The following is a 26253-nucleotide window of genomic DNA, read 5'->3' on the forward strand; positions in this document are numbered from 1 at the left end:
GGGAGCACACCAAAATGTTGAAGGTAATAAGGAACGAACGACGATAGAAGTTTTATTATTTCACAGTCTTTTTTACAATTTTATTTGGTTGCTTGCAGGGCTTTATCTTTGGCGGCTTTTACCAGGGCTTTAAAGAAGTCCAGGGAAATCTTGGTGTCGCAGAAGTCCTTGGGGTCTTTTTTGTTGATGAGAACCTGCTTCAGGTCGTTTTCTGGATGGAACTGGAGCGCAACCATAAAGGTCTTGTGAGGATTTTCCACCCCTTCGATAATGGAAACGCCTTTGTAGGTAGTTTCTGCGGTCTGTACCAGGTCAGTACCCGCAATGCTTTCAATGGCCTGATGGTGCCAGCTGGAAACGTTCTTCAGCTCATCGCTGCCTACAATGGCCCGCAGGTAGGAGTTTACCGGAAGAATATGCACGTCGTGACGGGCGTAGGTCCGGTTGGGGACGCCGGGGGGCATCCGGTGGAAGGTACCTTCGTAGACCTTATCCTTGCCGGCATAGTAGTCGGTCATATCCTGAATCATCTTGGCGCCGGAAACTACGCCCAGCATTTGCTCGCTGCGGCAGACGTCCAGGGTGGGGATGTCCTTGGCCAGGCAGTAGGCCTGAAGGGTGTAGTCAGAAATATCCCGGGCAGCATTGATGGTTTCGTTATGGTTCAGTTCTTTTTCTTCATCCTTATACAGGGAGGGACTGATGTCTTCACCACCGGTGCCAAAGACGCCGTCTACGCCCTGCATGACTTCCGTCACGTTGGTTTTGGCAAAGTTCTTGTCTTTGATTTTCACAGCATATTTGTGCTTGAGCATACCGGAGGGTTCCAGGTCTGCGGGGGCTACGGCGCCGTCCTTGTCGTAGGCAACGGACTGGCTCTTAATCTGACCCAATTCCACGGGTACGCCCCCTGCCAGCTCAATAATGCGCTTAAAGGCTGCGTAATCCTGGGTATTGATCTTCCAGGAGATGCCGATGACGGGCTTGCCGCCTACCATGGCGTGGGCATCCACCATAAAGCCCAGGGACAGGCCCAAAGACAGGGCAGAAACGGCCAGCATTTTTTCCAACTTTTTGAACTGCATTTCATCCACATCCTTTCGTATTCAGGTACTGCCGATTTTGACAATTTCAATATAAAAAAATCTCATAAAGTTGTCAAGAATTTGTGAACAAGCAGTGATTTTACTCTAAAAAAACAGGAAAAATGTTCAAGAACGTACAAGATTTTTTGAATATGTACTAATATATCCGCATTTATCTATAGCTTTTAGAAACATTTACAGAGAGCCGTGGGCAGGATATAATGAAATGGGCCTATGTAGTGAGAAAGTGGAGATTCAAGGAGGAAAAGCCAATGAAACATAAAATTTTTAAGCAATATGTAGTGGATGCTTTTACGGATCAGGTATTCCAAGGGAATCCGGCGGCGGTGTGCGTGCTGGAAGCCTGGCCGGAAGACCAGGTGATGCAGCAAATTGCCCAGGAAAACCGGCTGTCGGAAACGGCTTTTACGGTAAAGCAGGGGAAGAAGTACGGCCTGCGCTGGTTTACCCCGGGTGGGGAAATCGACCTGTGTGGTCATGCTACCCTGGGTACGGCTTATGTGCTGTCCCACTTTGTGGAAAAGAAGGCCACGGAGCTGGTGTTTGTCACCAAAAGCGGCAAGTTGACCGTGACCCGGGACGGGGATCTGTTTACCTTGGATATGCCGGCCTATGAACTGAAGAGCGTGCCTGTCACCAAGGCTATGACGGAAGCCATTGGGGTGGAGCCCAAGGAAGCCTATATGGGCAGGGATCTGGTGTGCGTACTGGAAACGGCGGAACAGGTGAAAAAAGCCCAGCCGGACCCGGAAAAGGTCAAGAAGCTGGACGGGCTGTTGCTCCACTTGACGGCACCGGGGAAAAAGTATGACTGTGTGACCCGGAGCTTCGCTCCCAAGCTGGAGGTAATCGAGGATCCGGTGTGTGGTTCCGGCCATTGCCATGTGGTGCCCCTATGGGCGAAAAAGCTGGACAGAAAGAAACTGGTGGCCTTCCAGGCCTCTCAGCGGACCGGGGTGCTGTACTGCCACCTGAAAAAGGACCGGGTGCTGCTGTCTGGGAAGGGCGCCCTGTACAGCAGGGGAGAAATTTATCTGCCCATTAAATAAAAAAAGCATGCATAAATAATTTTGCCTGGCATAAGAATTTGTCTATAGATAAGCTAGAGGAAAGGGTACATTTCGGTGTATCCTTTTTTTGTGCGTTCAAAGCCGAATAAGGTACTCGGCAGGCGGACAAAATGGTGTTTTGCGGCAAAGAAAAACTGTCTATAAGAAAAAACGAAAAGATGAAATTTACTATTTCTTATATTTGCGGTATACTGATAAGGTAATTGCACTTTTTTCGTATGGTTATCCATTCTCCAAACCAGCGAGCCCGGCAGCGCCGGGCAGGTGATACTAAGGAGGCAGCGAATTGAAGAAAATAGGATTGATTGGCGGCATTGGCCCAGAATCCACCATCATGTATTATCGGGAACTGGTCTATGGCGTTCAGGAACAGCTGAATAAACCGGTGTTTCCTCCCATGGTCATTGAGAGCCTAAGCGTATTTCAAGTGTTGGATTATTGTGCCAAGCGGGATTATGAGGGCCTGATTCAATACTTACTGCAGGGGATTGAACATTTGGCAGCGGCTGGGGCCGATTACGGCGCGTTAACGGGTATTACGCCCCATGTGGTATTTGATGACCTGGCGGCCCGGTCTCCCATTCCTCTGGTAAGCATGGTGGAAACGGCCTGTGAGGAAGCAGAAGAATCCGGGTACAAAAAAGTGGGGCTGTTGGGCACCCTGCCCACCATGGAAGGAAATTTTGTACAGAGAGCCTTTGCCAAACGGGGCATCGGTATTTTTACGCCCAGTGAAAATGAAAAGCTGTATATCGCCGATAAAATCAAGACAGAACTGGAGTATGGCCGGGTGGTGCCGGCTACCCGGAAGATTATGGCGGAAATGGCTGAAGGGATGATTGAGGAGCATAAGCTGGATGCGGTGGTGCTGGGCTGTACGGAACTGCCCCTGCTGTTTGACCAGGTGACCCTCCCGGTACCAACCTTGGACGTAATGCGCCTGCATATCCGGGCCCTGATTCGGCTGATGCTCCGGGCAGAGTAAAGAAATTCTCTCAGAAACTGGACAACTGGCTGTCCTTGCGTTATAATACAAATAAAAGAGCAACCCTCCGATGTGCGAGTCGAATTCCATATGTTTTGAGCCAACACTCTCTATAAGGGAGCCCGTGTACTCCGGTCGTTGATGATATGCCCTTTCGAGGGGACATCAGAAGTGGCAGGGAGGGCACCCACCTGCTCATGCAGGTTCAAAACTCGGAATTGGTACGGCATTGTAGGGCTCTTTCTTTTTTTATATCAAAATTTGCCTGTAAAGGAGAGAACGAGATCCATGCTGGAAATCATTCTTGGGGTGGCCGTGCTGGATCGGCTGACCAAGCTCCTGGCGGCGTCCGTCATGACGGAAGGGATGAGCATTCCGGTAATTCCCGGGGTGTTTCACTTTACGTATGTACTGAACCCTGGAGCTGCCTTTGGCTTGTTAAAATACCAGCGTTTGTTTTTTGTCGGCATAACTGTAGTGGTAGCCATTGCTGCCTTTCTGCTGCGGGACCATATCCGCCAGGAAGGAAGATTGACCCGCTGGGGTGCCGCCTTTTTTTTAGGCGGAGCTGTGGGCAATATGATTGACCGGATTCATACCGGTTACGTAATTGATTTTTTTGATTTTCTCATCTGGCCCGTGTTCAACGTGGCGGATATTTTTATCTGTGTAGGAGTGGGAATGATTGTATGGAGTACGCTGAAGAAGGACTCGGGGAAAACGGGCAAGACCGACTGATTACCACTGACCCGGTAACGGAAGAAGAAAAGGGGCAGCGGGCAGATGTGTTTTTGGCAGCCCGGCTGGACCTGACCCGTTCCAATGTACAGCACGACCTGGCGGAAGGCCGGGTAACCCGGCAGGGAAAAGCGGTGAAAGCCAATTATAAAGTAAAGACAGGGGATGTATTTCAGGTGCTGATTCCCCTGGCGGTAACGCTGGAGGCGGTACCCCAAAACATCCCTTTGGATATATTATACGAAGATGAAGATGTTATCGTCATCAACAAACCCCGGGGCATGGTGGTGCATCCGGCAGCCGGCAATCCGGACGGGACGCTGGTCAATGCTCTTTTGTACCACTGCCATGATTTGTCCGGCATCAACGGGGTGGTGCGGCCGGGGATTGTGCACCGGCTGGACAAGGATACTTCTGGGGTGATGATTGCGGCCAAGAACGACCTGGCCCATTTGTCCCTGTCCCAGCAGATTCAGAGCAAGGAGGCCAAGCGGACCTACCTGGCTATTGTCCGGGGCAATATCAAGGAGGACCAGGGGCATATTGAAACCCAGCTGGACCGGGACCCCAAGGACCGGAAAAAGATGGCGGTGGTGGCCCAGGGCGGCCGTTTTGCGGCTACGGACTATCAGGTGCTGGAGCGCTACGGAAAATTTACCGTGGTGCGCTGCAAGCTGCTGACCGGGCGGACCCACCAGATCCGGGTCCATATGACGTATATTGGCCACCCGCTGGTAGGGGACCCCAAGTATGGTCCCCAGAAAACCTGTTTTTCCATTGAGGGGCAGGCGCTTCATTCGGAAACCCTGACTTTCCGGCATCCCCGGACCCAGGAGTGGATGACGTTTGAAGCCCCGGTGCCCCAGGATATGGCAACCATCCTGACCCGTTTGCGCAATGGGCAGTTCCATTAACAAGGAGGAGAACAACATGAGTACTTCCGTCAAGAAAAAAACCATTTTGGATGCAGATGCCATCCGCCGCTCCCTGGTGCGGATTTCCCACGAAATCGTGGAAAAGAACAAGGGTGTTGAAAATGTGGTCCTGGTAGGTATCCGGACCCGGGGCGTGCCCCTGGCCCAGCGCCTGGCGGAGCAGGTGGCAGAAATTGAAGGCGTAAAGGTACCTGTGGGTTCCCTGGACATTACCCTGTACCGGGACGACCTGTCCACCCTGGCCTATAACCCCATTGTAAAGGAAACGGAACTGGACTTTGACATCAACGGCAAGACGGTGATTTTGGTGGATGATGTGCTGTTTACCGGCCGTACCATCCGCTGCGCCCTGGACGCCCTGATTGATATGGGCCGTCCCAAAGCCATTCAGCTGGCGGTTTTGGTGGACCGGGGTCATCGGGAGCTGCCCATCCGGGCGGACTACGTAGGCAAGAACGTGCCTACCAGCACCAGCGAAACGGTGGACGTGACCCTGGCAGAAATCGACGGCGAAGATGAAGTATCGCTGTCCGATATTCAGGCGTAAGAAGGAACGGTACCGTGCGTTTAAAATCATTTGAGGCCCATGGGTTCAAGTCCTTTGCGGATCGGGTGAGCCTGGACTTTGAGCCGGGGATTACCGCCATTGTAGGGCCCAACGGCAGCGGCAAGAGCAATATTTCCGATGCCATCCGCTGGGTCATGGGGGAACAGAGCATCAAGTACCTGCGGGGCACCAAAATGGAGGACGTGATTTTTGCCGGCAGCTCGGTTCGCCGGGCCATGGGCATGGCAGAAGTCACCCTGCTGTTTGACAATTCGGACCACGAGCTGCCTTTGGACTTTGACCAGGTGAGCTTGTGCCGCCGGGTGTACCGCAGCGGTGAAAGTGAATATTTTATCAACAAAAAGAACTGCCGCCTGAAGGACGTGCTGGCCCTTTTGGCTGATACGGGACTGGGACGGGGTTCCATGTCCATTATCGGCCAGAACAAGATTGATGAAATCTTAAACAGCCGTCCTGAGGACCGGCGTTCCATATTTGAGGAAGCGGCCGGGATTGCCAAGTACCGGATGCGGAAGAAGGAGGCCCTGCGGAAGCTGGAAGAAACCGGGGCCAATTTGCTGCGCATTCGGGACATCCGGACGGAGATCCAGGGACAGCTGGAACCGTTAGGAGAGGCGGCAGCCAAGGCCCATGCCTATAAGGAAAAGGCCGCCCAGTTAAAGCTGGTGCGGCTGACTTTGCTGTTTCGGACCCTGGAAAAAATTGACCAGGAAAAGGCCCAGCTGACGGAGCTTTGTGCGGCCAGGGAGCAGGAACTGCTCTCCCTCCAGGCCCAGCAGAAACAGGTGAAGACGGAGCTCCAGGAACTGAACCAGAAGATCCAGGAAAAGGAAGACGCCTATTCCCAGTATCAGGAAGAAATCCTGGCCAAGGAGCGGGAAATTGCTTCCTACGGCCGTCAACTGGCGGTGTACCAGGAGCGGCTGGAACAGGGGAAAAACCGCCTGGAACAGCTGGCCAAGGCCAAAAGCAGGCTGGAAGGCGAGCTGGAAATCAGCCAGCGGAACCTTTTGACGGTAACGGAGGAGTACGACCGGCTGGAAGGGGCGGAGGCCCGGGCCCAGAAAAAGCTGGCTGTTGCTGGGGAAGAAAAGAATCGGCTCAGCCAAGAGGTCCAGGACGCCCAGGATAAGATCAAGACGTACCAGGACAAGGCGTTTGACAGTATGCGGGAACTGGTGATGGCCCGGAACACGCTGACGGGAATCTGCCAGGAGCAGGACCGGCTCCACCGGCAGCAGGAACAAAGCAAGGAAAAGCTTGCGGCGGGGGAAGCCCAGGTGGCCGAAGCCCAGCAGGCAGCCCAGGCAGCCCAGGAGGAACTCCAGGGGCTGGCGGACCGGCTCACCAGTCTGGAAAAGCAGAAAAAGACCCTGGAAGAAGAACTGCTGGCTGCGGCGGAGGACTACCGGAAGGAACACGAGCTGGTGGAGGCCAACCGCCGGAGCCTGAACCAGAAAAAAGCCCGGCTTCAGGTGCTGTCCAATATGGAACGGGAGCACGAGGGGTTCAGCAAAGGGGTTAAGACCGTGCTGGGGGCCAAGGCTCCCTGGCGGGCCCAGGTATACGGGGTAACGGCGGAGCTGTTCCACGTGGAAGACCAGTACGTAACGGCGCTGGAAACAGCCCTGGGAGGCGCTTTGCAGAATATCATTACCCAGGACGCCCAATCGGCCCGAGATGCCATTGGCTACCTGAAACGGCAGCAGGGCGGCCGGGCTACGTTCCTGCCGCTGGACACCATCCGGCCCCGGTCCCTTTATGGGAAGGAAAAGGAAGCCGCGCAGGCCAAGGGTATTGTGGGGGTCGCTGCGGACCTGGTAACCTGTGACGAAAAGCTGCGGCCGGCGGTGCAGTTCCTTTTGGGAACGGTGCTGGTGGCAGAAAACCTGGACGATGCATTGGCAGCTGCCCGGAAGGCAGATATGCGGGTGCGGATTGTGACCCTGGACGGGGACGTAATCAGCGCCGGTGGGTCCATGAGCGGCGGCCAGAAGCAGCAGGGAAAGAGCTTTTTGGCCAGACGGCAGGAAATCGTCCATCTGACGGAAGAAGTCCAGGGACTGGAGAAGCTGCTGCAGCAGCAGGAAAAGGAACTGGACGCTATTACCCAAAAGGGGAAGGAGCAGCGACAAGCCCAAGACGATTGCCTGGCGGAGCTCCAGAAACTGGCGGTGCGCCGGGCGGGCCTGGAAACCCAGGCGGAGCAGAAGCAAAAGGAGCGGCAGGAAAAGCAGGAAGCTCTGGAACTGCTGCGGGAAGAAAAACGCAGCCAGACGGCAGAGTTTCTGAAGCTGGTGGAGCAGCGCAAGCAGCTGGAGCCCCAGGTAGCGGCTATGGAACAGGCGGATGCCCGTGAAAAGAGTGAGTCCCAGGAACTGGAGGCCCAGCTGGGCAAGCAGCGGCAGGACCTGGAGCAGGCCAGCGGCCGGTACCAGGATGCCCTGGTGGAGGCCAGCGGCCTAAAGACCCAGCTGGAAGCCCTGAACCAGCGGATCCAGACCATGGACAGCTACGAGGAAAAGACCCAGCAGGAGCTGTCGGACAACGAAGCCCAGCAGGCGAAACAGGTGCAGAGCCAGAAGGACAGCGAAGCGGCCTGCCAGAAGCTGGCAGCCCAGGCAGAAGCTCTCAAGGCAACGCTGACGGGCACCGAAGACGCCAAGGCCCAGTTCCTGACGGAGCGGGAAGCCCTGGCCCAGGAAAAGACCGGTACTGAGGAAAAGCTGGCCAAACTGGCCGGCCAGGAAGAAGGCGTCCGGCAGAAAATCCGCAGCGTGGAAATGGAGCAGGTCCGGAAGGCTACGGAGCAGAGTCATTGCCTTCAGCAGCTCCAGGAAACCTACCAGGTGACGGAGGAAGAGGCCCGGAACAAGAGCCTCAAGGACGTGGAAACCGGGGACCTGCACCGGCAGGAGAACCAGCTGTCCGGGGACCTGGAGGCCATGGGTGCGGTGAACCTGACGGCGGAGGATGAGTACCAAACGGCCAAGGAACGGTATGATTTCCTGAACCGGCAGTACGAGGATATGACCGCTGCCAAGGAGCAGCTGGAAACCGTTATTGCCAGCATCAACTCCGATATGGCCCGGCGTTTTAGGGAAGCCTTCGCCAAAATCAACAGCTATTTTGCAGAATGCTATGAGCAGCTGTTTGGGGGCGGAAAAGCCCGGTTGCGTATTTTGGACGAAAATCATATACTGGAATCAGGCATTGATATTGAGGTGCAGCCCCCGGGAAAGAAAATGCGGAACTTATCCCTTTTCTCCGGCGGGGAACGGGCCCTGACCGTTATTGCCCTCTTGTTTGCCCTGTTAAAATACCAGCCGGCGCCCTTTGTCATCTTAGATGAAATTGATGCGCCCCTGGATGAAACCAATATTTCCCGGTTCGCCCGTTTTCTGCGGGAGTACGGGGAGAAAACCCAATTTATCGTGATAACCCACCGGAAGGGGACGATGGAGGCGGCGGACGTACTCCATGGGGTAACCATGGAACAGTCCGGTATTTCCCGGATCCTGTCGGTGAAGTTGTCGGAGGTGGCGGAAGCATGAGTTTTGTAGAACAACTGAAAGATGGCTTGAGCAAGACCCGTAAGAATTTTACGGATCGGATGGAAGACCTAATCGGCGTCAGCGTGGAGCTGGACGACGATTTTATGGATGAAATGGAAATGATTCTGGTGGCCGGGGACGTAGGGGTCAAGACTACGGAAAAAATCATGGCTGCCTTGCGGAAGGCTGCGGCTACCCGGGAAATCAAATCCCCGGCGGAAGCGCTGCCGTTCTTGAAAAACTATATTGCCAATATGCTAAAGACCACGGGTCCCCGGATGCATTTTTCCGGCCATCCGTCCATTGTGCTGGTAGTTGGCGTCAATGGGGTGGGGAAGACCACCACCATTGGCAAACTGGGCAATTATTACCGGCTTATGGGGTATAAGGTTATGCTGGCAGCAGCGGATACTTTCCGGGCCGGGGCTACCGAGCAGCTCCAAATCTGGGGCAAACGGGCCCAGGTGGATGTAATCGCCCATGGTGACGGGGCGGACCCGGCTGCGGTGGTGTACGACGGCCTTCAGGCGGCCATTGCCCGGAAAGCCGACGTACTGTTTGTGGATACCGCTGGCCGGCTTCACAACAAGACCAACCTGATGAAGGAACTGGACAAGATTTACCGGGTAATCCGGAAGGAAGTCCCGGACGGTCCCCACGAAACCCTGCTGGTGCTGGATGCCACCACCGGGCAGAATGCCATTTCCCAGGCCAAGATTTTCCTGGAGACGGCCCATGTGACCGGGGTGGTGCTGACCAAACTGGACGGCACGGCCAAAGGCGGCGTGGTTATCGCCATCAAGGAAGAACTGGGGCTGGACGTGAAATGGATTGGGATTGGGGAAGGTATGATGGACTTCCGTCCCTTTGATCCCCAGCAGTTTGTGGATGCCCTGTTCAGCAGAGAATAATAAAGCGAAAAAATCAAAAGGGGCTGTGAAAAAATAAAACTTCCTCATTCATCCCTATAGGATGACAGCCCCTTCACGCTTGAAGGGGCCGTTCAGACCCATCAGGTTCCCAGTGTTTAACAATATTTGCACTATAGTTCAGACATAAGCTGACCAGTAGTGGCCTAGTATGCCTCCTTCAAGCGTGGTGTGCTCCCCGTCAAGTAGACAGTTCCTAATAATATAAACCTCTACGCCGCCATTTGGTAGCTATTATGTTTTTGCATAGGGGTCAAACGGCCCAAATTCCGCTGCAAACGGCTACTGTTGTAATACTCCATGTAGTTATTAATCATCGTTACCAAAGCTTTACGGCTGTCGAAGTCACGAGTATAGTACCGTTCTCTTTTCAGCATGCCCCAGAAGCCTTCCATCGGGCCATTATCAATGCATTTTCCTATCCGTGACATACTCTGCGTCATACCAGCATCTAGAATCATCTTGCGGAAATCCCTGCAGGTGTATTGGAATCCCCGGTCAGAGTGAAACAGGGGATGCGCGCCAGGGTTTTTCAACAATGCCTTATTGAAGGTATTGAATACCAAATTTTTATCGTTCCGGTTGCTTATCACATAGGAAACAATTCGTCTGTCATACAGGTCAATAATCGCGCTCAGATATACCTTATGCACAACTACCCCCTCATAGTAGTGAAATTCTGAGACGTCAGTACACCATTTCTGGTTAGGGGCATCGGCTTTAAATTCCCTATTCAAGATATTTTCTGCAATGTATGCAGGATCTATTGCACGCTGGGTGCAGCCCTTAGGGGCATATTTAATCGTAGACTTTATATTTATCACTCGACAAAGATGAAGAACGCGACCGTCACCAATTGCTATTGGTTTCGTGTCAGGATAGATCTTCTTATTTGGGGCTCGTAAGTCATCAGCTATTCGTCTGTACCCTTTAGCTGGGTCAGCCTTGTATATCTCTTCTATTCTTTTAGCAATTTCCTTGTCGTCAATTTCGCGTGCTGAAGGCTCTCTATGAAGCCATTTGTAGTAGCCGGCCCGGGACACTTTTCCCAATTTGCACAGGCCAAGAATAGGGTAATTCTTTTCAGCGTGCAGTTCTTTAATGGCTTCATAAATGGCTCCATATCTTATTTGTGTGAATCCCGCCTCCTTTCCACAATATCGAGTTTTTTTAGGAAATCAATCTCCATATCCTTGGCTTTGAGTTTTGCATTAGCCAGTTTGAGTTCAGCTTTCATACACTCATATTCTGTAGGGGCTTCTTCAGGGACTTCTACTGGCTTCCTGTGTCCGCGCCCATCTATGAGTCCTTCGGTATTGTACTTATTATATTTTAAGACGTAATTTCTGACTTGCTGGTAGGAAACCTTAAACTTTTCAGCGGTTTCATGGTAAGCATTCCCGTTTTCAATGCAGTATTTTACGATTTCAACGCGCTCGTCAAAGGTCGTTTGTCTAGCTTTAGTCATGATCTTGGCACCTCCAGTACCCGAACTTTTTAGTTCCTCATGACTATTATACTTCTTTAACCAGTCTCTGATTTGACGAGAACTTTTTAATCCGTATTTTTGTACCAGCTGGGACATAGTCGTTTCGCCCTTAAGATATTCCTCTACGCATTGGATCTTAAGATCAGCAGAATAACTTTTAACCTGTCTTTTGTTAAATACCTCAGGACCATTTCCTATATATTCATCTACCCAATACTGTACTGCTTTCCAGTGAACCCCTAACCTTTTTGCAGAAACCATTGGTGATTCTTCATGAGCAAGAACAGCTTTGACAGCCTTTAATTTATCCTCTGCACTGACTTTCGATATAGACATTTTACATACTCTCCTTTCAACGAATCCAGGAGGTTTAACTATATGCCAGTCTACTTTATTCATAGCATACCAGCGTGAAGGAGGTGGGGACCGCAGGGCCTCGGAGAAAGTTTTGAGGTTTGGATACGGCTAAAACGAACAATAAAAATGGCTTGCGAACTCAAACTAGTTCGCAAGCCATTTTTTCACAGCCCCTTTTTTGCTGCCGGTCAACTTAGGAATCCAGGGCAGCAATCAGGGCATAGAGTTCTTTTTTCAGTTGGGCCATTTCCTCCGGGGAAAAGAGGGTTCCCTTTTGGTTCAATTTGCAGGTCATGGCGTGGGGAATGGTTTTGGCCTTGTCCCGGAGCGCCAGGCCCTGGTCCGTAAGGGCGGCAATAAGGTTCCGTTCGTCCTGGGGGTCCCGATAGCGGCGGATATAACCGGCGGCCTCCAGCTTTTTTAACACTGGGGTCAGAGTACCGGAATCCAGGTACAGGCGTTTTCCCAGCTGGTGCATGGAAATCTCCTTTTCTTCCCACAGGACCATCAGCGTCACGTACTGGGCGTAGGTCAGGTCCAGGGCTTTGAGCAGGGGATGGTAGGCCGCCACAATTTTTCGGGCTGCGGCGTAGAGGGGGAAGCACAGCTGGTTTTGCAGCAGCAGGCCGGCGTATTCGTTTTCTGAGGTCATGGCAATCACCTTGCATCCTTTCGTTGTTTAGAATTATTGTAACGGATAAAATTTATCACGTCAAATTAAATTTTAAAAAATAGTATTTGACAAAATTAAATAACACGTTATAATAAAGACAGAAAGTGATTAGCAGAAAGTCAGCCAAACAAAAAGCGGAGCTGCGGTGCGCAGCTGCCGGAACCTGTAAGGAGGATTTGTAATGAACGTATATGATTTTGTTGTTAAAAATAAAAAAGGTGAAGACGTTTCTTTGAAGGATTACCAGGGCAAGGTGCTGCTGATTGTGAACACTGCCAGCAAATGCGGTTTTACGCCCCAATTTAAGGAACTGGAAGAACTGTACAAGAAGTATCAGGACAAGGGCTTGGAAATCCTGGGCTTTCCCTGCAACCAGTTTGCCGAACAGGATCCTGGCACCAATGATGAAATTGAACATTTCTGCCGGGTAAACTACGGGGTTACCTTCAAGATTTTTGCCAAAGGCGATGTGCGGGGCGAAAATGCCCAGCCGCTGTTCAAGTACCTGACCCAGCAAAAGGGCTTCAAGGGCTTTGATATGAGCCATCCTGTGGCTGCCGGCCTGGTGGATGCCCTGAAGAACCACTTCCCGTCCTACCTGGAAGGGGACGGCATCAAATGGAACTTCACCAAGTTCCTGATTGACCGCAGCGGCAATGTGGTGGAACGGTATGAACCCACCACGGTTCCTTCTGCCATCGCTGCCGATATCGAAAAATTGCTGTAAACGTTGCGAAGACTGCATTCTGGGGTACGCCTGGGATGCAGTCTTTTTTGTCTGGAAGGGAGCAGGGTAGGATACCCTGAGCGTACACTGTATACAGTATTTTAAGTACTTCGTATCTTTTAAAAAGTATACAGTATTATTTGCGTTACAATCGGTTTAAAATATTTACAAATAAACGCAATACGTGTATAATGCAAAACGTGTTCACTAGATTATACAAAAGGAAGGTTGATCATATGACAGTGCAAATCGGTATTTTAGGTTATGGTAATATTGGCAGAGGGGTGGAAACAGCTCTCTTGGATAACCCGGATGTAAAGCTGGCTGCGGTATTTACCCGGCGTGACCCGGCTCAGGTGAAAATTGCTACGGCAGGGGTGCCTGTAGTTTCTGTTAACGACATTGCCCAATGGACGGACAAAATCGACGTGCTGGTCCTGGCCGGTGGTTCTGCTACCGATCTGCCTGTACAAACTCCTAAATACGCTTCCTTGTTTAATGTCATCGATACCTTTGACACCCATGCCCATATTCCTCAGCATTTTGCTGCAGTAGATGCAGCTGCCAAGGCTGCCGGCAAGGTGGCTATGATTTCTGTAGGCTGGGATCCGGGCCTGTTTTCCCTGGCACGGTTGTATGGCAACGTACTGCTGCCGGACGGCAAGGATTATACCTTCTGGGGCAAGGGCGTATCCCAAGGCCACTCTGATGCCATTCGCCGGATTAAAGGGGTAAAGAACGGCAAACAATACACCATTCCTGTGGAGGCAGCCCTGGAAGCGGTAAGAGCCGGCAAGAATCCGGAACTGACCACCCGGCAGAAACATACCCGGGAATGCTTCGTGGTGCTGGAAGAAGGCGCTGATGCTGCCAAGGTGGAAGAGGAAATCAAAACCATGCCCAACTACTTCTCCGATTACGATACTACGGTACACTTCATCTCGGAAGAAGAATTCAACAAAAATCACCAGGGCTTTGCCCATGGCGGTTTCGTATTCCGTTCCGGCAAAACTGGCGTGAACAAGGAAAACAACCACGTGATCGAATACCGGCTGACCTTGGATTCCAACCCGGAATTCACCGCTCATGCAGTGATTGCCTATGTAAGAGCCCTGGCACGGCTGGCCAAGGAAGGGGCAACGGGCTGCAAGACTGTATTCGATATTGCTCCTGCTTATTTGAGCCCTCTCAGCGGCGAAGAACTGCGGGCCAAGATGCTGTAAAGCAACGAAAAAGAAAATCCGGCTTTCCTTTGGGAGAGCCGGATTTTTTTCGTTGCTTTATAGGAGATTCAGGGCAAACAAAAAAGACAGCAACCGAAGTTACTGTCTTATTTTTTAAGATGGTCGGGGCGACAGGATTCGAACCTGCGGCCTCCTAGTCCCGAACCAGGCGCGCTACCAAACTGCGCTACGCCCCGACAACACATTAATAGATTATAAAGGCTATTCCTTAATTTGTCAATTGGTATTTGCCAAAATCTTGATAAATTTTTAAGCGGATTTCAAAGGGCCTCTCCCAGGGGAGGCCTACGGTAAAGTCCGCGTTTTGCAGGTAGTAGGCGTCGGTTCCGTCCTGGTAGTAGGGATATTTCCGGCAGTACCACAGCAGCAGCTTGTTGTAGATGCCCAGTTCCCGGGCAATGTAGAACAGGGTCTGCCGGGCGTAGGGGTCGGCGTCCTGGGGATTTACTCCGTTAAGGTCCTGGAGCTCGGCCATGTGGGGGCGAATCAGCTTCTGGTAGGCCCAGTCGTCCAGGAACCGGGCGTAGTTGAAGCGGAAGTTGGCGCTGTACAGGCCGGGCAGCTGGTCCTTGGGCAGGCGCTTTGCCTGGCCGGTGACAATGGTGCCCTGGGCTGCGGCGGTGCCAATGGAATTGGAAGCCGTATTCCAGCCGGAATAGGACAGCAGCTGGGGCAGGGGCGTGCCATTGGCCGCCAGGTGGGGCAGGATGCAGTCCCCGGCTGCAAAGCGGGTGGACAGGTCCACCAGGGCTACGGGTTTTTGGGTCATGAGCAGTTTGATATTCTCAGCAATTTGGGTGTAGTTTTCCTTCTTTTCGCTGCCGCAGTGGATGAACAGCACAAAATCCGCCTGGTCCAGGGAATCCGTTTCCACGCCGCCTGCCAGCTGAATCTTGTCCGAAGCAATCTGGCCCAGGGTCTGGGGCACAAAGTGGAGGGTGTAGTCCCGCATTTCGGGGGTGCCGTACATTACCTTGATTTTGGGCTGCCAGTGATTGCTGCGGGTGTAGATCCGAGAAATGGCCAGGGCCCCCAGCTCATCGGCTCCCTGGGAGGTATAGATGGGGGGATGTTCGTCGTATTCCTTGAGGTAGGCTGTAGCGTTGTGCCGGTTATGGTTGGGCAGGCCGTAGGGCTGGGCGTCGTCCTGACCGATGACCAGGTCCGTGAGGTTTTCTTCTGTAACGAACTGGATCAGTTCCTGGTTCAGCCGGTCGTTGTTCTGGTACAGGGTAATGTATTTCCACTTCAAATCCATGGGAATCAGGGCCTTGACTTCTTCGTACAGGGCATGGTCATAGGGCAGGCCCTGGAGCTTTTTGTCCATGTTGATGGTCCAGGTCATGAGATGCCACTGGTACCACCGGTCAGGGAGCACATGGTCGCTGATCAGCAGCCGGGGGATGATGCTGTACAGGTAGTACTGCTTGTCCGGATAGGTTTCTTTTAAATCGGACAGGTAGGTGAACAGTTCCCCGGCCTTTTCTTCATCTACCTGGTGAATCCGGGAGTGGAGAAGACCGCCGAACAGGATCAGGTCCGTGGAAATGATAGCTCCCTGCTGCTGGGGCAGCTGGGCTTCCAGCCAGGTTTTCAGGGCAGGAATATTGGCCGGCTTTTCGTACCAGTCCATGATATTGTCCGGAGGTGCGGTAACGGAAATCCCTGCCAGGGCACCCAGTTCCACGGTAAAGTCCCGGCAGGGCGGCCGGTTGTCAATGGGCAGCAGGGCCCAATGGGCTGTAGCTGGTACGGGCGGCGGTGTATAGTTCTCCCCCCGGGGCGCAAGGCGGCCGTGGAGCAGAAGGCCGGCTGCGGTGCAAAGCACTGCCAGGGCAAGCAGGGGTTTTCGTTTCACGGGGAAGGCTCCTTTTCTTATAGAATGGTATCATTATATCGTAAGTGCCAGAAAATGACTACACTTCCCCGGGAAAACGGGGGGAGGGGTGCAAAAAATTCCGCACAATTTGTGTACACCCAGGTTTTTTCTTGCACCAGGAACGGGTACAGTTTATAATTGATTTGATATCTCACGAAAGGAAGTGGCGCAGATGCGCATTATTACCGGCAAGGCCAGGGGCCTGAAACTGGTTACTCCCAAAAATTATCTGGTACGCCCCACTTCCGATAGGGTAAAGGAAGCCCTGTTTAGCATTATCCAGTCCCGGCTTCCTGGAGCAGTGGTGCTGGATGCCTTTGCGGGAACCGGCAATCTGGGCCTGGAAGCCTGGAGCCGGGGTGCAGCCAGTGTGGTGTATTTTGACAAGAGCCGGGAGAGCCTGAAACTGGTGAAGGCCAATGTGGAAAAGGCCCGGGCCCAGGAGGCGGTGCGGCTGATTCATACGGACGCCGTCAATGGCCTGGCTATATTGGAGCAGGAACACCAGCAGTTTGACCTGATTTTTTCGGACCCGCCCTACAACAAGGGCCTTAACGAGCTGGTGTACAAGGCACTGCTAAAGCGTCCGGTGCTGAAACCCGGCGGCCTTTTGGTGTTGGAACATTCCCTGGAAGAGGATCCAGCCCAATATGTGGAGGAAGGGACAGAAATCCGAACAGAAAAGTACGGAGACACGAAAATATCTTTAATTAGGTGGAAATCGTAAGCTGTTTTTGTTATAATGAGATTTAGCAAATCTTGCTGCTATTGGAGGTTTAACGTGCGGAAAGCCGTTTGTCCGGGTAGTTTTGACCCGGTTACCATGGGCCATTTGGATATTTTTGAACGAGCCAGCAAAATGTTTGACGAGCTGATTGTCAGCGTATTCGTCAACCCCGCCAAGGACAAAGCCATGTTTTCCATGGAAGAGCGGGTAGCCATGATCGAGAAAGCGACCGCCCACATCCCGAATATCCGGGTTACCAGTTTTTCAGGGCTTTTGAACGAGTTCTGCGAACAGGAAGGGGCCAAGTTTATTGTACGTGGCTTGCGGGCATTCACTGATTTTGAGTACGAATTCCAGCGCGCCCTGCTGATGAAGGAAATCGATAAGAATTTGGAAACGGTCTTTATTATGACCAACGCGAAATATTCGTATCTCAGTTCTTCAGGGGTGCGGGAAATGGTGTATTTCGGCGGCAACATCACCGGTTTTGTACCGGAATGTATTCAAAATGAAGTCATGCAGCGCGGAAAAGCTCGCTAATGATTTTCTCTATTACATTAAGGGAAGGGATAGATGGTCATGGAATTAGACAAAATCTTGGACGAAATGGAAAGTATTCTGCAAGAGGGATTTCGGATTCCCTTAACCAGCAGATTGATTGTCAACGAAAATGAACTTACCATGGTAATGGATAAGCTGCGGGCTGCTGTACCTCAGGAAATCAAGAGAGCCCACGACCTGCTGGAAGAACAAAAGAGCATTATCGAAAAATCCCGTACGGAAGCGGACCACATTGTGGAACAGGCTCATGCCGAAGGCAACCGGATTGTGGATTTGGCCAAGGCTGAAGCTGACCGCCTGGTACGCCAGGAAGAAGTGGTAAAAGCTGCGGAAAACAAGGCCAACCAGATTCTGGCTGAAGGCCAGCAGTATGACCACGATATGCGGGCTGCTGCGGAAGCTTATGCCAATAAGCTGCATAGTGAATCCATGCAGTATGCGGTAGATGTCTTCAGCTACCTGGAAGAAAACCTGAACAAGACCCTGAAAGCTGTTCAGGAAAATGGAGATGCCCTGAAGGCCTCCTATCCGGAAGATCATCGGATTGAATCCGGTACTGACAGAAAATAATAGGTAAAACAAAGGACTGAGGAAAATCCCCAGTCCTTATTTTTATGGGTAAAATTGGCAGCTACAGGCGCACTGGCGGCAGGCGGTAGTCCAGGTCCGTGATCGTGCCTGTTTGCAGCAGCTGGTACAGGTTGGCGGCCCTAAGGTCCAGGGCAAGCTGGGCGGCAAAGGCGGCGGAAGGGGCCTTTGCCAGGGTGTTTTTGTTTACCTGGAGCACCAGGGGCAGCTGGGCCTTCTGCTTGAGCTGGCGAAGCAGCTCCTGGCCCCTGGGGCTAAAGCCCAATACCCGCAGGTAGGTGGGAGCAGCGTTGGCGCCCTGGCTAAAAGTACAGTCTGGCTGGGAGAGCAGCAGCTGCCACAGCAGCCGGCGAATCCGGGAAGGGGAGTAGCGCCGGGTGGCGCACGCTTCTACCAGGGCAGTAAAGGAGCCGGCCCGGCGGTGCTTGTACACCAGGTCTTCCAGGCCCTCGCTGGTAAGGCAGGCCGTGCGGATGGCCGCTGGGGAGGAGCATTCCAGGGTGTAGGAGAGCAGCAGGGACAGGCGGTCTTCCGGCAGACCGCAAAGCCCCTGGGCTAACCAGGTCCTGATCCAGGGCAGTTCGGCCTCGGGAAATTGCTGGGCGGCCCTTGGGGTTAACCCGTCACGTTTCAGCGCTTTGCGCAGGGCGGAGGCGCTGGCCAGGGTATCCTCCAGGGTGGTGCTGCCGTAGGCGCTGCCCTGGCGCAGGACGGGCAGGGGCTGAAGCTGGGGTGCCAGGCTGCCAATTGCCCGCAGGTATTCCAGGGCCAAAAGGTTGTTGGAGCCCTGGAGCAGGGCGGGGTAGCGGGGATTCAGCCTACCGTAGACCTGCTCCGCCGCCTTGGCATAGGATAGTCCCTGGGAAAGGGCAGCTTCCCACTGTACCTTGGCCGGCTGTTCCTTGGCCAGGCGCTCCAAGAGGGCCAAATTCGGAGTCTCACAGCCAAAGGACAGGTGGGTGACTACGCCTGTAGCCTGAAGGCAGGCAACGGCACCCCGGGCAAATTCCCGGGCGCTTTGGAGGCTGTAGACCACTGGCAGCTCCAGCACCAGGTCCACGCCGCCCAAAAGGGCCAGCCGGGTCCGTTTCCATTTGTCCCAAATAGGAGCCTCACCCCGCTGGGTCAGGCTGCCGCTGCTAACGGCGATGACAGGTGCGTCAGGAAATTTTTGCCGGACCTGGGAAAGCTGGTATTGATGCCCCTTGTGGAAGGGGTTATATTCTGCGATAATGCCGATGACGGCAGCTGGGTTCATAGGGGCCTCCTTAAAGAAAAGTTTGGGCCCGGGGCGAAAATCACTTTTTGCCCCTGCCTTGTATTCCTTTCTATTGTAGCGGCAGGAGGGGCGGCACGCAAGGGCGGAGGCCGGGGAAAAGAGACTGAATTCAGCCCGGAAACAATTCTTTTCTAGACATTCTGGGCTAACTTTGCTAAAATAGTTAGGTATTATAGAAAATGCGTAATACTGCTTGAAAACTCAGTAGTTGATCAGGAGGCAAGGGAATGAAGATTTTTGTTGTTAACTGCGGCAGCTCTTCCATCAAATATCAGCTGATTGATATGAATGATGAATCTGTCATTGCTAAAGGTTTGGTTGAACGTATCGGTATTGAAGGCTCTGTTTTGACGCATACGCCTGCCGGTAAGGACAAAGTAAGACTGGAAAGCGAGATCCCCGATCATGTAGACGGTATCAAAAAAGTACTGGCTGCTCTGGTTGATCCCAACCATGGCGTTATCAAATCCATGGACGAAATCGATGCTGTGGGCCACAGAGTGGTACATGGCGGCGAAATCTTCAGCGAATCCGTTGTCATTAACGACGAAGTACTGGCCAAGATTGAAGGCCTGAGCGATATGGCACCTCTGCATCAGCCGCCTAACGTAGCTGGTATCCGTGCCTGCCAAAAACTGATGCCCAACACCCCGCAAGTGGCTGTATTTGATACGGCTTTCCATCAAACCATGCCTCCTGTGGCTTATATGTTCGGCGTTAAATACGAAGAATACGAAAAGTACGGCATCCGTAAATACGGTTTCCATGGTACTTCCCACAGATTCGTAGCTGCTCGGGCTGCTGAAATGCTGGGCAAGGACATTGCCGATACCAAAATCATCACCTGCCATCTGGGCAACGGCTCCAGCATCACCGCTGTAGACGGCGGCAAATCCGTGGATACTTCCATGGGCTTCACTCCGCTGGACGGCGTTCTGATGGGTACCCGTACTGGTTCCATCGATCCTGCTGTAGTGCCCATTCTGATGAGCAAAAAAGGCCTGGATGCTGCTGCCATGGACAAATACATGAACAAGGAATGCGGCGTTTTGGGTGTATCCGGCGTTTCCAGCGACTTCCGTGACCTTGAAGATGCTGCTGCCAAAGGCAACGATAAGGCCCAACTGGCCCTGGATATGTTCTGCTATCAGGTAAAACGCTACATCGGCGCTTATGCTGCTGCTATGGGCGGCGTTGATGCCATCGTCTTCACTGCTGGTGTAGGCGAAAACGACATCACCACCCGTGCCAAAGTATGCGCTGGCCTGGAATTCCTGGGCGTGAAGATTGATGCTGACCGCAACAATGTACGCGGCAAAGACACCGAAATCAGCGCTGCTGATTCCAAGGTAAAGGTATTTCTGATCCCCACCAACGAAGAATTGGTTATCGCTCGGGATACCAATAGACTCTGCAAATAAGAAAATGTTTTCGGGCTTTTGCTTGACAAAGGGTGAAAGCCTAGATATAATGTAACGGTTGATAATATGATCAAAATCAATGTAGCAGAAATCAAAAAGAAACTCGTAGGGTCTGAATCTTTTCAGTATACCCTGACCGGCAAAGAGTTAAATATCCTGCCGGAAGATGCGGAACTGCAAGGTCCCATTACCATAGAAGGTACCCTGGCCAACGGCGGCGATGTGCTGCTGCTGACGGCCACGGAGAACTTCACGGTGCGGGGAACCTGTGCCCGCTGCCTGAAGGATGTGGTACTGGACCTCACCGCCAAGGTGGACGAACGGTACTATCCGGAAGGAACCCCGGGGCTGGAAGAGGATGCCTTTACCTATAAGTTTGATGTGGTTGATGTTACAGATGCTTTAAGGGAGTCCCTGCTGCTGGCCATACCTGCCAGAATGCTGTGCAAACCGGACTGCAAAGGGATTTGCCCTGTCTGTGGAGCGGATCGCAACGTGACGGAATGTCATTGTGATACTCGGTCCATCGATCCCAGGCTGCAGGCTCTTGAGGCATTGTTAGAGAAATAGGTTGAGTTTAGGAGGTGTACGATAATGGCAGTACCAAAGAGAAAAATGTCGAAAGCTCGCCGCGATTCCCGTCGCGCTAATTGGAAACTGGCTGCTCCTGGCTTGGTTGAATGCCCTCAATGCCATGAGCTGAAGCGCCCTCACCATGTTTGCCCTGAATGTGGCTATTACGATGGTAAGGAAGTAGTGAAAGAAGCTGAATAAGGAATCCTGCGGGAGACCTGAAAAAATGAACGTCGCTCTATGGGGCGGCGTTCTTTTTTTGCAGTGAATGCCGCTGCGTGCTTTCTAAAGGGATAAGGTTTCTTCTTTCGAAGTTTTGCATTATAATAGATGCTGGAGATATTTGGCTTAGGCAAAATATCCCTGGCTGTCTGCCGGAATTTCTTCTGGCGGGCCTAACCTTTCTGACAAGTGGGGAGGGATGCTGCAAAATCTATGAAGAAGCTGTAAATTATTGTAGGTTTTTTGTGCGAGCTATTGTATTTTGCCCGTTCTTTGGTATAATAGGCTCTAGTGTTATGACTAGGTACTAAAAGTAGGTGATAGAATGGGTTCTGCAGCACAGAAGAAGGCACGCCAACAGAGGCTTCGGCAGCTTTTGGACAAGAATCCTTTCTTGACCGACGAGCATCTGGCCGAAACCTTTCAAGTCAGTATCCAAACCATCCGACTGGATCGGTTGGCCCTGGGGATTCCCGAACTTCGGGAACGGACCCGTCACATGGCGGAAAACGCCCAGGAAAAATTGCAGGCCATCACCAGTGCCGATATTGTAGGCGAACTGATTGACCTGGACATCGGTCACAGCGGTATTTCCATGATGACCGTGGACAAAGAGATGGTTCTGGAGAAAACAGGCGTAGCAAGAGGGCAATACATGTTTGCCCAGGCCAATTCCCTGGCCTTGGCAGTAATTGACGCACCGGCAGCGTTGACCGGTGTGGCAAATGTGAAATACAAGATTCCTGTGTATACGGGTGCCATTCTGGTGGCCCGGGCCGAAGTGGTTCGGAAGCAGGAAGATAAATATACGATTTGGGTGAAAATCAGAAACAACCATAAGGAAGTGTTCCGGGCTAAATTTCTGATTGTTGCCATTCCGGAAAAGAGGAACCAAGAAGATGAAAATCGCAGTTGATGTAATGGGTACTGACTATGGCCCTCAGGAAATTATCAAGGGTGTACTTCAGGCTGTCAACGAATATGGCTGCGAGGTAGTACTGGTAGGAGATGAAGAAACCATCCGCCAGGCACTGATGCAGGAGCATCAGGAAAAGAATCCTAAGATTACCATTCATCACGCCAGCCAAGTTATCGAGATGAAAGATCATCCCGGCATCAGCGTGAAGAAAAAGAAGGACGCTTCCATTGTGGTGGCAACCCGCCTCCTGAAGGAAGGGGAATGTGACGCACTGGTTTCCTCCGGCAGTACCGGGGCTGCAGTGGCTTCTGCCCTGTTTGGCCTGGGCCGGATCAAAGGCATTGACCGTCCGGCCATTGCTACGGTGATTCCCAGCATTACCGGGGCTACGGTTCTGGTTGACTCCGGCGCCATGGTGGACGCCAAGCCGGAAAACCTGGTGAAAAGTGCTGTAATGGGTTCTGTGTACGCAGAACTGCAGCTGGGCCTTCCCAATCCCCGGGTAGGGCTGCTAAACATTGGGGAAGAGGAGACCAAGGGCAACGAGCAGTGCCTGGCCACCTACCCTTTGATGAAAGCGGACCCGCATATCAATTTTATTGGCAATGTAGAAGGACGGGACATCAACAAGGGTTCCGTAGACGTAGTGGTTTGTGACGGGTTTGTGGGCAACGTGGTATTAAAGACCATGGAAGGCCTGGGCTCTGCCATTGTGGATATTTTCAAGAATACCCTGAAGCGCAGCAGCGTGCTGGCCAAGCTGGGAGCCCTGATGATGAAACCGGCGCTTTACAGCATGATGAAGCAGATGGATGCTTCGGAATACGGCGGTGCTCTGCTCCTGGGTGTCCGTGCCCCCTTTATCATCTGCCACGGCAGCTCCAAGGCCAAGGCCATCAAAAATGCAGTGCGGGTGGCCATGGAACTGACGGAGAAAGATGTGGTAGGGCATATTCGTCAGACCATTATGCAGGACGAAGAAAGTGGTGAACTGTAAATATGAGCAATAAACCCAGTGTTGGCTTTTTAGGCATGGGCTATTATGTGCCTGAAAAAGTACTGACCAACTTTGATTTGGAAAAAATGGTGGACACCAGCAACGACTGGATTGTGGAGAGAACGGGTATCCGGGAGCGGCATATTGCAGCACCGGAACAGGCGACCTCTGATTTGGCCCTGATTGCTGCCCAGCGGGCGCTGGAAGATGCCGGCGTTGCGGCAGAGGAGCTGGACCTGATTGTGGTAGGCACCGAATCTCCGGATATGAAATTCCCTTCAGTGGCCTGCATTTTGCAGGACAAGCTTCACGCCACCCATGCGGCTGCCTTTGACCTGGCGGCCGGCTGCTCCGGTTTTGTGTATGCCTGCGGCATCGCCAGCCAGACCATCGCCTCCGGGCTGTACAAGAAGGTCCTGGTGGTAGGGGCAGAAACCCTGTCTCGGATTCTCAACTGGGAAGACCGCAACACCTGCATCATCTTTGGTGATGGGGCCGGTGCGGCAGTACTGGGCCAGGTGGAAGACGGCTACGGGATTTTGTCCGTGGACCTGGGCGCCAACGGGGCTGGGGGAGATTTTCTGAACATGCCTGCTGGCGGTTCCCGGAAACCTGCCAGCTACGAAACGGTGGCCAACAAGGAACACTCCATCCATATGGTGGGGTCCGAGGTCTTTAAGTTTGCCGTAAAGGTCATGGGGCACAGTACCCTGAAGGCCCTGGAAAAGGCCGGCATGACCAAGGGGGATATCGATTTGCTGGTACCCCATCAGGCCAATGTGCGGATCATTGCTTCCGCTGCCAAACGGCTGCACCTGCCTGAAGAAAAAATTATGGTTGATTTGGATAAATACGCCAACACCTCCGGTGCCTCCATTCCCATTGCACTGTGTGAAGCACGGGATCAGGGACGCATCCATAAGGGCGACAATGTAGTGATGGTGGGCTTTGGGGCCGGCTTGACCTACGGTTCGCTGGTGGTAAAATGGCAAAAGGACGAGGAGGCTAAAGGATGAGTAAGATTGCTTTTGTATTCCCGGGTCAGGGTTCCCAGACCGTGGGCATGATGAAGGAACTGTACGACAATTACGCCTGCGTCAAGGACGTTTTCAAGGAAGCGGACGAAGCCCTGGGCTTTTCCATGACGGACCTGTGCTTTAAGGGCCCGGAAGAACAGCTGCGGCTGACCTACAACACCCAGCCGGCCATTCTGACTTGCAGTGTGGCTGCCCTGAAGGTGCTGGAAGAACACGAAGTATTCCCGGACGTGGCTGCCGGCCACAGCTTGGGTGAATATTCCGCTCTGGTGGCTGCTGGTTCCCTGAAATTTGCCGATGCCGTACGGGTTGTACGCAAGAGAGGCCAATTCATGCAGGAAGCTGTTCCTGTGGGCCAAGGCGCCATGGCTGCCATTATTGCCCTGGATACGGAAAAGATTAAGGAAATCTGCAAGGAAGTACAGGACCGTACGGGTCTTGCTGTACAGCCTGTAAACTTCAACTGCCCGGGCCAGGTAGTTATCGCCGGTGCCACGGATGCAGTGCGGGAAGCCTCGGAAGCCCTGAAGGCAGCTGGTGCCAAGCGCGCCATTGTCCTGCCGGTCAGCGCACCTTTCCACAGCACCCTGATGCAGCCTGCTGCCGACCGTTTGGCAGAAGTGCTGGACCAGGTGAAAATTGCCGACGCCAAGATTCCGGTGATTGCCAACGTAACGGCCCAGCCGGAACAAAAAGGCGACGAAATCCGCAAAATCCTGGTTAAGCAGGCTGCCAGCCCGGTACTGTGGGAAGACAGCGTACGCTACATGATCCAGGCTGGGGTTACCACCTTTATCGAAGTGGGCCCGGGCAAAGTCCTGACGGGCTTTGTGAAGAAAATTGATCGCTCCTTTAGCGGCCAGAACGTAGAAGACCTGGCTAGTTTGGAAAAAACTCTTGCTTATTTAAAGGAGGTCAGATAAAATGAATTTAGCTGGCAAAGTAGCTTTGGTAACAGGCGGCTCCCGGGGCATTGGCCGTGCCATCGCCCTGACCCTGGCAGAACATGGCGCAGATGTGGCCATCAACTATGCTGGGAACACCGCTGCTGCTGAAGAAGTAGCCGCTGCCATTGAAAAGCTGGGCCGCAAGGCGCTGCTGGTACAAGGCAGTGTTGCCGATACCAACGGGGTTGCGGATATCGTTGGCCGTGTGGTAAAGGAACTGGGCAGACTGGACATCCTGGTGAACAACGCAGGGATTACCCGGGACGGCCTTCTCATGAGAATGAAGGAAGCCGACTGGGACGATGTGATGAACACCAACCTGAAGGGTGTGTTCAACTGTTCCAAAGCAGTACTGAGAACCATGATGAAGCAAAAAGGCGGCCGTATTGTAAATATGGCTTCTGTAGTTGGGGAAATGGGCAATGCAGGGCAGGCAAACTATGCTTCTGCCAAAGCCGGTGTTATCGGTTTTACCAAGTCCCTGGCCAAGGAAGTGGCCTCCCGGAATATCACCGTGAATGCGGTGGCTCCCGGCTTTATCGCAACCGATATGACCAGCGTGCTCACTGATGAGCAAAAAGCTGAAATGGCTTGCACCATCCCTCTGGGACGGGCAGGAGAGCCTCAAGATGTTGCCAACGCAGTTTTATTTCTAGTATCTGATGAAGCTGCTTATATAACCGGCCAGGTTTTAAACGTGGACGGTGGCATGGTAATGTAGTATGATT

General features: G+C 52.7%; 26 protein-coding genes, 1 tRNA gene and 1 other RNA gene. 21 read left to right on the plus strand and 7 right to left on the minus strand.

Annotation, left to right across the window (positions count from 1 at the left end; translation table 11 throughout):
* Positions 1-80: 80 nt before the first annotated feature.
* On the minus strand, positions 81-1085 hold the full coding sequence (locus LKE88_RS00840) for a gamma-glutamyl-gamma-aminobutyrate hydrolase family protein (protein WP_105327528.1): 1005 nt from the start codon (positions 1083-1085) through the stop codon (positions 81-83).
* A gap of 272 nt (positions 1086-1357) precedes the next feature.
* Here LKE88_RS00840 and LKE88_RS00845 point away from each other — a divergent pair, with 272 nt between their 5' ends.
* From LKE88_RS00845 to ftsY, 8 genes are all read left to right on the plus strand, one after another.
* Positions 1358-2155: a PhzF family protein gene (locus tag LKE88_RS00845; protein ID WP_105327527.1), complete on the plus strand. Its 798-nt coding sequence runs from the start codon at positions 1358-1360 to the stop codon at positions 2153-2155.
* A gap of 307 nt (positions 2156-2462) precedes the next feature.
* Positions 2463-3161 carry an aspartate/glutamate racemase family protein gene (locus LKE88_RS00850; protein WP_105325749.1) on the plus strand — a complete coding sequence of 233 codons (699 nt, stop codon included), beginning with the start codon at positions 2463-2465 and terminating at the stop codon, positions 3159-3161.
* 59 nt (positions 3162-3220) lie between these two features.
* Positions 3221-3403, plus strand: a non-coding RNA gene (gene ssrS / locus LKE88_RS00855) — 6S RNA.
* Positions 3404-3449: 46 nt separating this feature from the next.
* Positions 3450-3899 (plus strand): signal peptidase II, encoded by a 450-nt coding sequence (gene lspA / locus LKE88_RS00860; RefSeq protein ID WP_105325748.1) that lies wholly within the window; start codon positions 3450-3452, stop codon positions 3897-3899.
* On the plus strand, positions 3851-4813 hold the full coding sequence (locus tag LKE88_RS00865) for an RluA family pseudouridine synthase (RefSeq protein WP_276802424.1): 963 nt from the start codon (positions 3851-3853) through the stop codon (positions 4811-4813). Before lspA ends, LKE88_RS00865 begins: the two co-directional genes overlap by 49 nt.
* Positions 4814-4829: 16 nt before the next feature.
* A complete protein-coding gene (gene pyrR / locus LKE88_RS00870) occupies positions 4830-5381 on the plus strand; it encodes a bifunctional pyr operon transcriptional regulator/uracil phosphoribosyltransferase PyrR (protein WP_105325746.1) in 552 nt (183 codons plus the stop codon).
* 14 nt (positions 5382-5395) lie between these two features.
* On the plus strand, positions 5396-8956 hold the full coding sequence (smc, locus tag LKE88_RS00875) for a chromosome segregation protein SMC (protein WP_276802425.1): 3561 nt from the start codon (positions 5396-5398) through the stop codon (positions 8954-8956).
* On the plus strand, positions 8953-9867 hold the full coding sequence (gene ftsY, locus LKE88_RS00880) for a signal recognition particle-docking protein FtsY (protein WP_105325744.1): 915 nt from the start codon (positions 8953-8955) through the stop codon (positions 9865-9867). The genes smc and ftsY overlap by 4 nt, the downstream gene beginning before the upstream one ends.
* Positions 9868-10097: 230 nt before the next feature.
* Here ftsY and LKE88_RS00885 read toward each other — a convergent pair whose 3' ends face one another.
* The 3 genes from LKE88_RS00885 to LKE88_RS00895 form a co-directional block, all read right to left on the minus strand.
* Positions 10098-11015, minus strand: a complete 918-nt coding sequence (locus LKE88_RS00885) for an IS3 family transposase (protein WP_105325743.1) — start codon at positions 11013-11015, stop codon at positions 10098-10100.
* Complete coding sequence (locus LKE88_RS00890; RefSeq protein WP_105325742.1) at positions 11012-11773, minus strand: helix-turn-helix domain-containing protein; 762 nt, start codon at positions 11771-11773, stop codon at positions 11012-11014. The genes LKE88_RS00885 and LKE88_RS00890 overlap by 4 nt, the downstream gene beginning before the upstream one ends.
* Before the next feature lie 151 nt (positions 11774-11924).
* Positions 11925-12383, minus strand: a complete 459-nt coding sequence (locus LKE88_RS00895) for a MarR family winged helix-turn-helix transcriptional regulator (protein ID WP_105325764.1) — start codon at positions 12381-12383, stop codon at positions 11925-11927.
* 202 nt (positions 12384-12585) lie between these two features.
* Between LKE88_RS00895 and LKE88_RS00900 the strand changes: the two genes are divergently transcribed.
* Positions 12586-13131: a glutathione peroxidase gene (locus LKE88_RS00900; protein WP_105325741.1), complete on the plus strand. Its 546-nt coding sequence runs from the start codon at positions 12586-12588 to the stop codon at positions 13129-13131.
* A 236-nt stretch (positions 13132-13367) separates the two neighbouring features.
* Positions 13368-14354 (plus strand): diaminopimelate dehydrogenase, encoded by a 987-nt coding sequence (locus LKE88_RS00905; RefSeq protein ID WP_105325740.1) that lies wholly within the window; start codon positions 13368-13370, stop codon positions 14352-14354.
* A gap of 120 nt (positions 14355-14474) precedes the next feature.
* On the opposite strand, the gene LKE88_RS00910 is transcribed toward LKE88_RS00905, so the two are convergent.
* Both LKE88_RS00910 and LKE88_RS00915 read right to left on the minus strand, forming a co-directional pair.
* Positions 14475-14551, minus strand: a tRNA-Pro gene (locus LKE88_RS00910).
* Between the two features lie 32 nt (positions 14552-14583).
* Entirely contained in the window at positions 14584-16233 is a 1650-nt protein-coding gene (locus tag LKE88_RS00915; protein ID WP_105325739.1) for a DUF4127 family protein, read from the minus strand.
* Positions 16234-16417: 184 nt separating this feature from the next.
* On the opposite strand from LKE88_RS00915, the gene rsmD reads away from it, so the two are divergent.
* The 3 genes from rsmD to LKE88_RS00930 are packed head-to-tail and all read left to right on the plus strand — an operon-like array spanning position 16418 to position 18112.
* Positions 16418-16981 carry a 16S rRNA (guanine(966)-N(2))-methyltransferase RsmD gene (gene rsmD / locus LKE88_RS00920; protein ID WP_255419929.1) on the plus strand — a complete coding sequence of 188 codons (564 nt, stop codon included), beginning with the start codon at positions 16418-16420 and terminating at the stop codon, positions 16979-16981.
* A 54-nt stretch (positions 16982-17035) separates the two neighbouring features.
* Positions 17036-17521 carry a pantetheine-phosphate adenylyltransferase gene (gene coaD, locus LKE88_RS00925; protein ID WP_105325737.1) on the plus strand — a complete coding sequence of 162 codons (486 nt, stop codon included), beginning with the start codon at positions 17036-17038 and terminating at the stop codon, positions 17519-17521.
* A gap of 39 nt (positions 17522-17560) precedes the next feature.
* Entirely contained in the window at positions 17561-18112 is a 552-nt protein-coding gene (locus tag LKE88_RS00930) for a F0F1 ATP synthase subunit B family protein (protein WP_105325763.1), read from the plus strand.
* Between the two features lie 61 nt (positions 18113-18173).
* Here the strand turns inward: LKE88_RS00930 and LKE88_RS00935 are convergent, their stop codons facing one another.
* Positions 18174-19388, minus strand: a complete 1215-nt coding sequence (locus tag LKE88_RS00935) for a tRNA(Met) cytidine acetate ligase (RefSeq protein ID WP_105325736.1) — start codon at positions 19386-19388, stop codon at positions 18174-18176.
* Positions 19389-19636: 248 nt separating this feature from the next.
* On the opposite strand from LKE88_RS00935, the gene LKE88_RS00940 reads away from it, so the two are divergent.
* The 8 genes from LKE88_RS00940 (at position 19637) to fabG (ending at position 26246) form a co-directional block, all read left to right on the plus strand.
* Positions 19637-20830, plus strand: coding sequence for an acetate/propionate family kinase (locus LKE88_RS00940; RefSeq protein ID WP_105325735.1), 1194 nt, complete (start codon positions 19637-19639; stop codon positions 20828-20830).
* A 66-nt stretch (positions 20831-20896) separates the two neighbouring features.
* The gene (locus tag LKE88_RS00945) at positions 20897-21400 is read left to right on the plus strand and encodes a YceD family protein (protein ID WP_105325734.1); all 504 of its coding nucleotides are present in this window, start codon (positions 20897-20899) and stop codon (positions 21398-21400) included.
* A 24-nt stretch (positions 21401-21424) separates the two neighbouring features.
* On the plus strand, positions 21425-21604 hold the full coding sequence (gene rpmF, locus LKE88_RS00950; protein WP_105325733.1) for a 50S ribosomal protein L32: 180 nt from the start codon (positions 21425-21427) through the stop codon (positions 21602-21604).
* 346 nt (positions 21605-21950) lie between these two features.
* Positions 21951-22541, plus strand: coding sequence for a transcription factor FapR (fapR, locus tag LKE88_RS00955; RefSeq protein ID WP_276802432.1), 591 nt, complete (start codon positions 21951-21953; stop codon positions 22539-22541).
* Positions 22525-23541 (plus strand): phosphate acyltransferase PlsX, encoded by a 1017-nt coding sequence (gene plsX / locus LKE88_RS00960; protein WP_105325731.1) that lies wholly within the window; start codon positions 22525-22527, stop codon positions 23539-23541. Before fapR ends, plsX begins: the two co-directional genes overlap by 17 nt.
* 2 nt (positions 23542-23543) lie before the next feature.
* A complete protein-coding gene (locus LKE88_RS00965) occupies positions 23544-24557 on the plus strand; it encodes a beta-ketoacyl-ACP synthase III (RefSeq protein WP_105325730.1) in 1014 nt (337 codons plus the stop codon).
* Positions 24554-25501, plus strand: a complete 948-nt coding sequence (gene fabD, locus LKE88_RS00970) for an ACP S-malonyltransferase (RefSeq protein WP_105325729.1) — start codon at positions 24554-24556, stop codon at positions 25499-25501. Before LKE88_RS00965 ends, fabD begins: the two co-directional genes overlap by 4 nt.
* A gap of 1 nt (position 25502) precedes the next feature.
* Positions 25503-26246, plus strand: a complete 744-nt coding sequence (fabG, locus tag LKE88_RS00975) for a 3-oxoacyl-[acyl-carrier-protein] reductase (RefSeq protein ID WP_105325728.1) — start codon at positions 25503-25505, stop codon at positions 26244-26246.
* The last annotated feature ends 7 nt before the right edge of the window (positions 26247-26253 follow it).

It is taken from the genome of Acidaminococcus hominis (assembly GCF_022484025.1).
GTDB classification, from domain to species: Bacteria; Bacillota; Negativicutes; order Acidaminococcales; family Acidaminococcaceae; genus Acidaminococcus; species Acidaminococcus hominis.

Coding starts and splice junctions, on each gene's coding strand:
- ftsY (WP_105325744.1), top strand. CDS start 8,953: ATGAGTTTTGTAGAACAACTGAAAGATGGCTTGAGCAAGACCCGTAAG.
- LKE88_RS00900 (WP_105325741.1), top strand. CDS start 12,586: ATGAACGTATATGATTTTGTTGTTAAAAATAAAAAAGGTGAAGACGTT.
- fabG (WP_105325728.1), top strand. CDS start 25,503: ATGAATTTAGCTGGCAAAGTAGCTTTGGTAACAGGCGGCTCCCGGGGC.
- LKE88_RS00935 (WP_105325736.1), bottom strand. CDS start 19,388: ATGAACCCAGCTGCCGTCATCGGCATTATCGCAGAATATAACCCCTTC.
- LKE88_RS00945 (WP_105325734.1), top strand. CDS start 20,897: ATGATCAAAATCAATGTAGCAGAAATCAAAAAGAAACTCGTAGGGTCT.
- rpmF (WP_105325733.1), top strand. CDS start 21,425: ATGGCAGTACCAAAGAGAAAAATGTCGAAAGCTCGCCGCGATTCCCGT.
- LKE88_RS00845 (WP_105327527.1), top strand. CDS start 1,358: ATGAAACATAAAATTTTTAAGCAATATGTAGTGGATGCTTTTACGGAT.
- LKE88_RS00840 (WP_105327528.1), bottom strand. CDS start 1,085: ATGCAGTTCAAAAAGTTGGAAAAAATGCTGGCCGTTTCTGCCCTGTCT.
- pyrR (WP_105325746.1), top strand. CDS start 4,830: ATGAGTACTTCCGTCAAGAAAAAAACCATTTTGGATGCAGATGCCATC.
- lspA (WP_105325748.1), top strand. CDS start 3,450: ATGCTGGAAATCATTCTTGGGGTGGCCGTGCTGGATCGGCTGACCAAG.
- LKE88_RS00865 (WP_276802424.1), top strand. CDS start 3,851: ATGGAGTACGCTGAAGAAGGACTCGGGGAAAACGGGCAAGACCGACTG.
- LKE88_RS00930 (WP_105325763.1), top strand. CDS start 17,561: ATGGAATTAGACAAAATCTTGGACGAAATGGAAAGTATTCTGCAAGAG.
- LKE88_RS00905 (WP_105325740.1), top strand. CDS start 13,368: ATGACAGTGCAAATCGGTATTTTAGGTTATGGTAATATTGGCAGAGGG.
- LKE88_RS00890 (WP_105325742.1), bottom strand. CDS start 11,773: ATGAATAAAGTAGACTGGCATATAGTTAAACCTCCTGGATTCGTTGAA.
- fapR (WP_276802432.1), top strand. CDS start 21,951: ATGGGTTCTGCAGCACAGAAGAAGGCACGCCAACAGAGGCTTCGGCAG.
- fabD (WP_105325729.1), top strand. CDS start 24,554: ATGAGTAAGATTGCTTTTGTATTCCCGGGTCAGGGTTCCCAGACCGTG.
- plsX (WP_105325731.1), top strand. CDS start 22,525: ATGAAAATCGCAGTTGATGTAATGGGTACTGACTATGGCCCTCAGGAA.
- LKE88_RS00940 (WP_105325735.1), top strand. CDS start 19,637: ATGAAGATTTTTGTTGTTAACTGCGGCAGCTCTTCCATCAAATATCAG.
- LKE88_RS00895 (WP_105325764.1), bottom strand. CDS start 12,383: ATGACCTCAGAAAACGAATACGCCGGCCTGCTGCTGCAAAACCAGCTG.
- LKE88_RS00965 (WP_105325730.1), top strand. CDS start 23,544: ATGAGCAATAAACCCAGTGTTGGCTTTTTAGGCATGGGCTATTATGTG.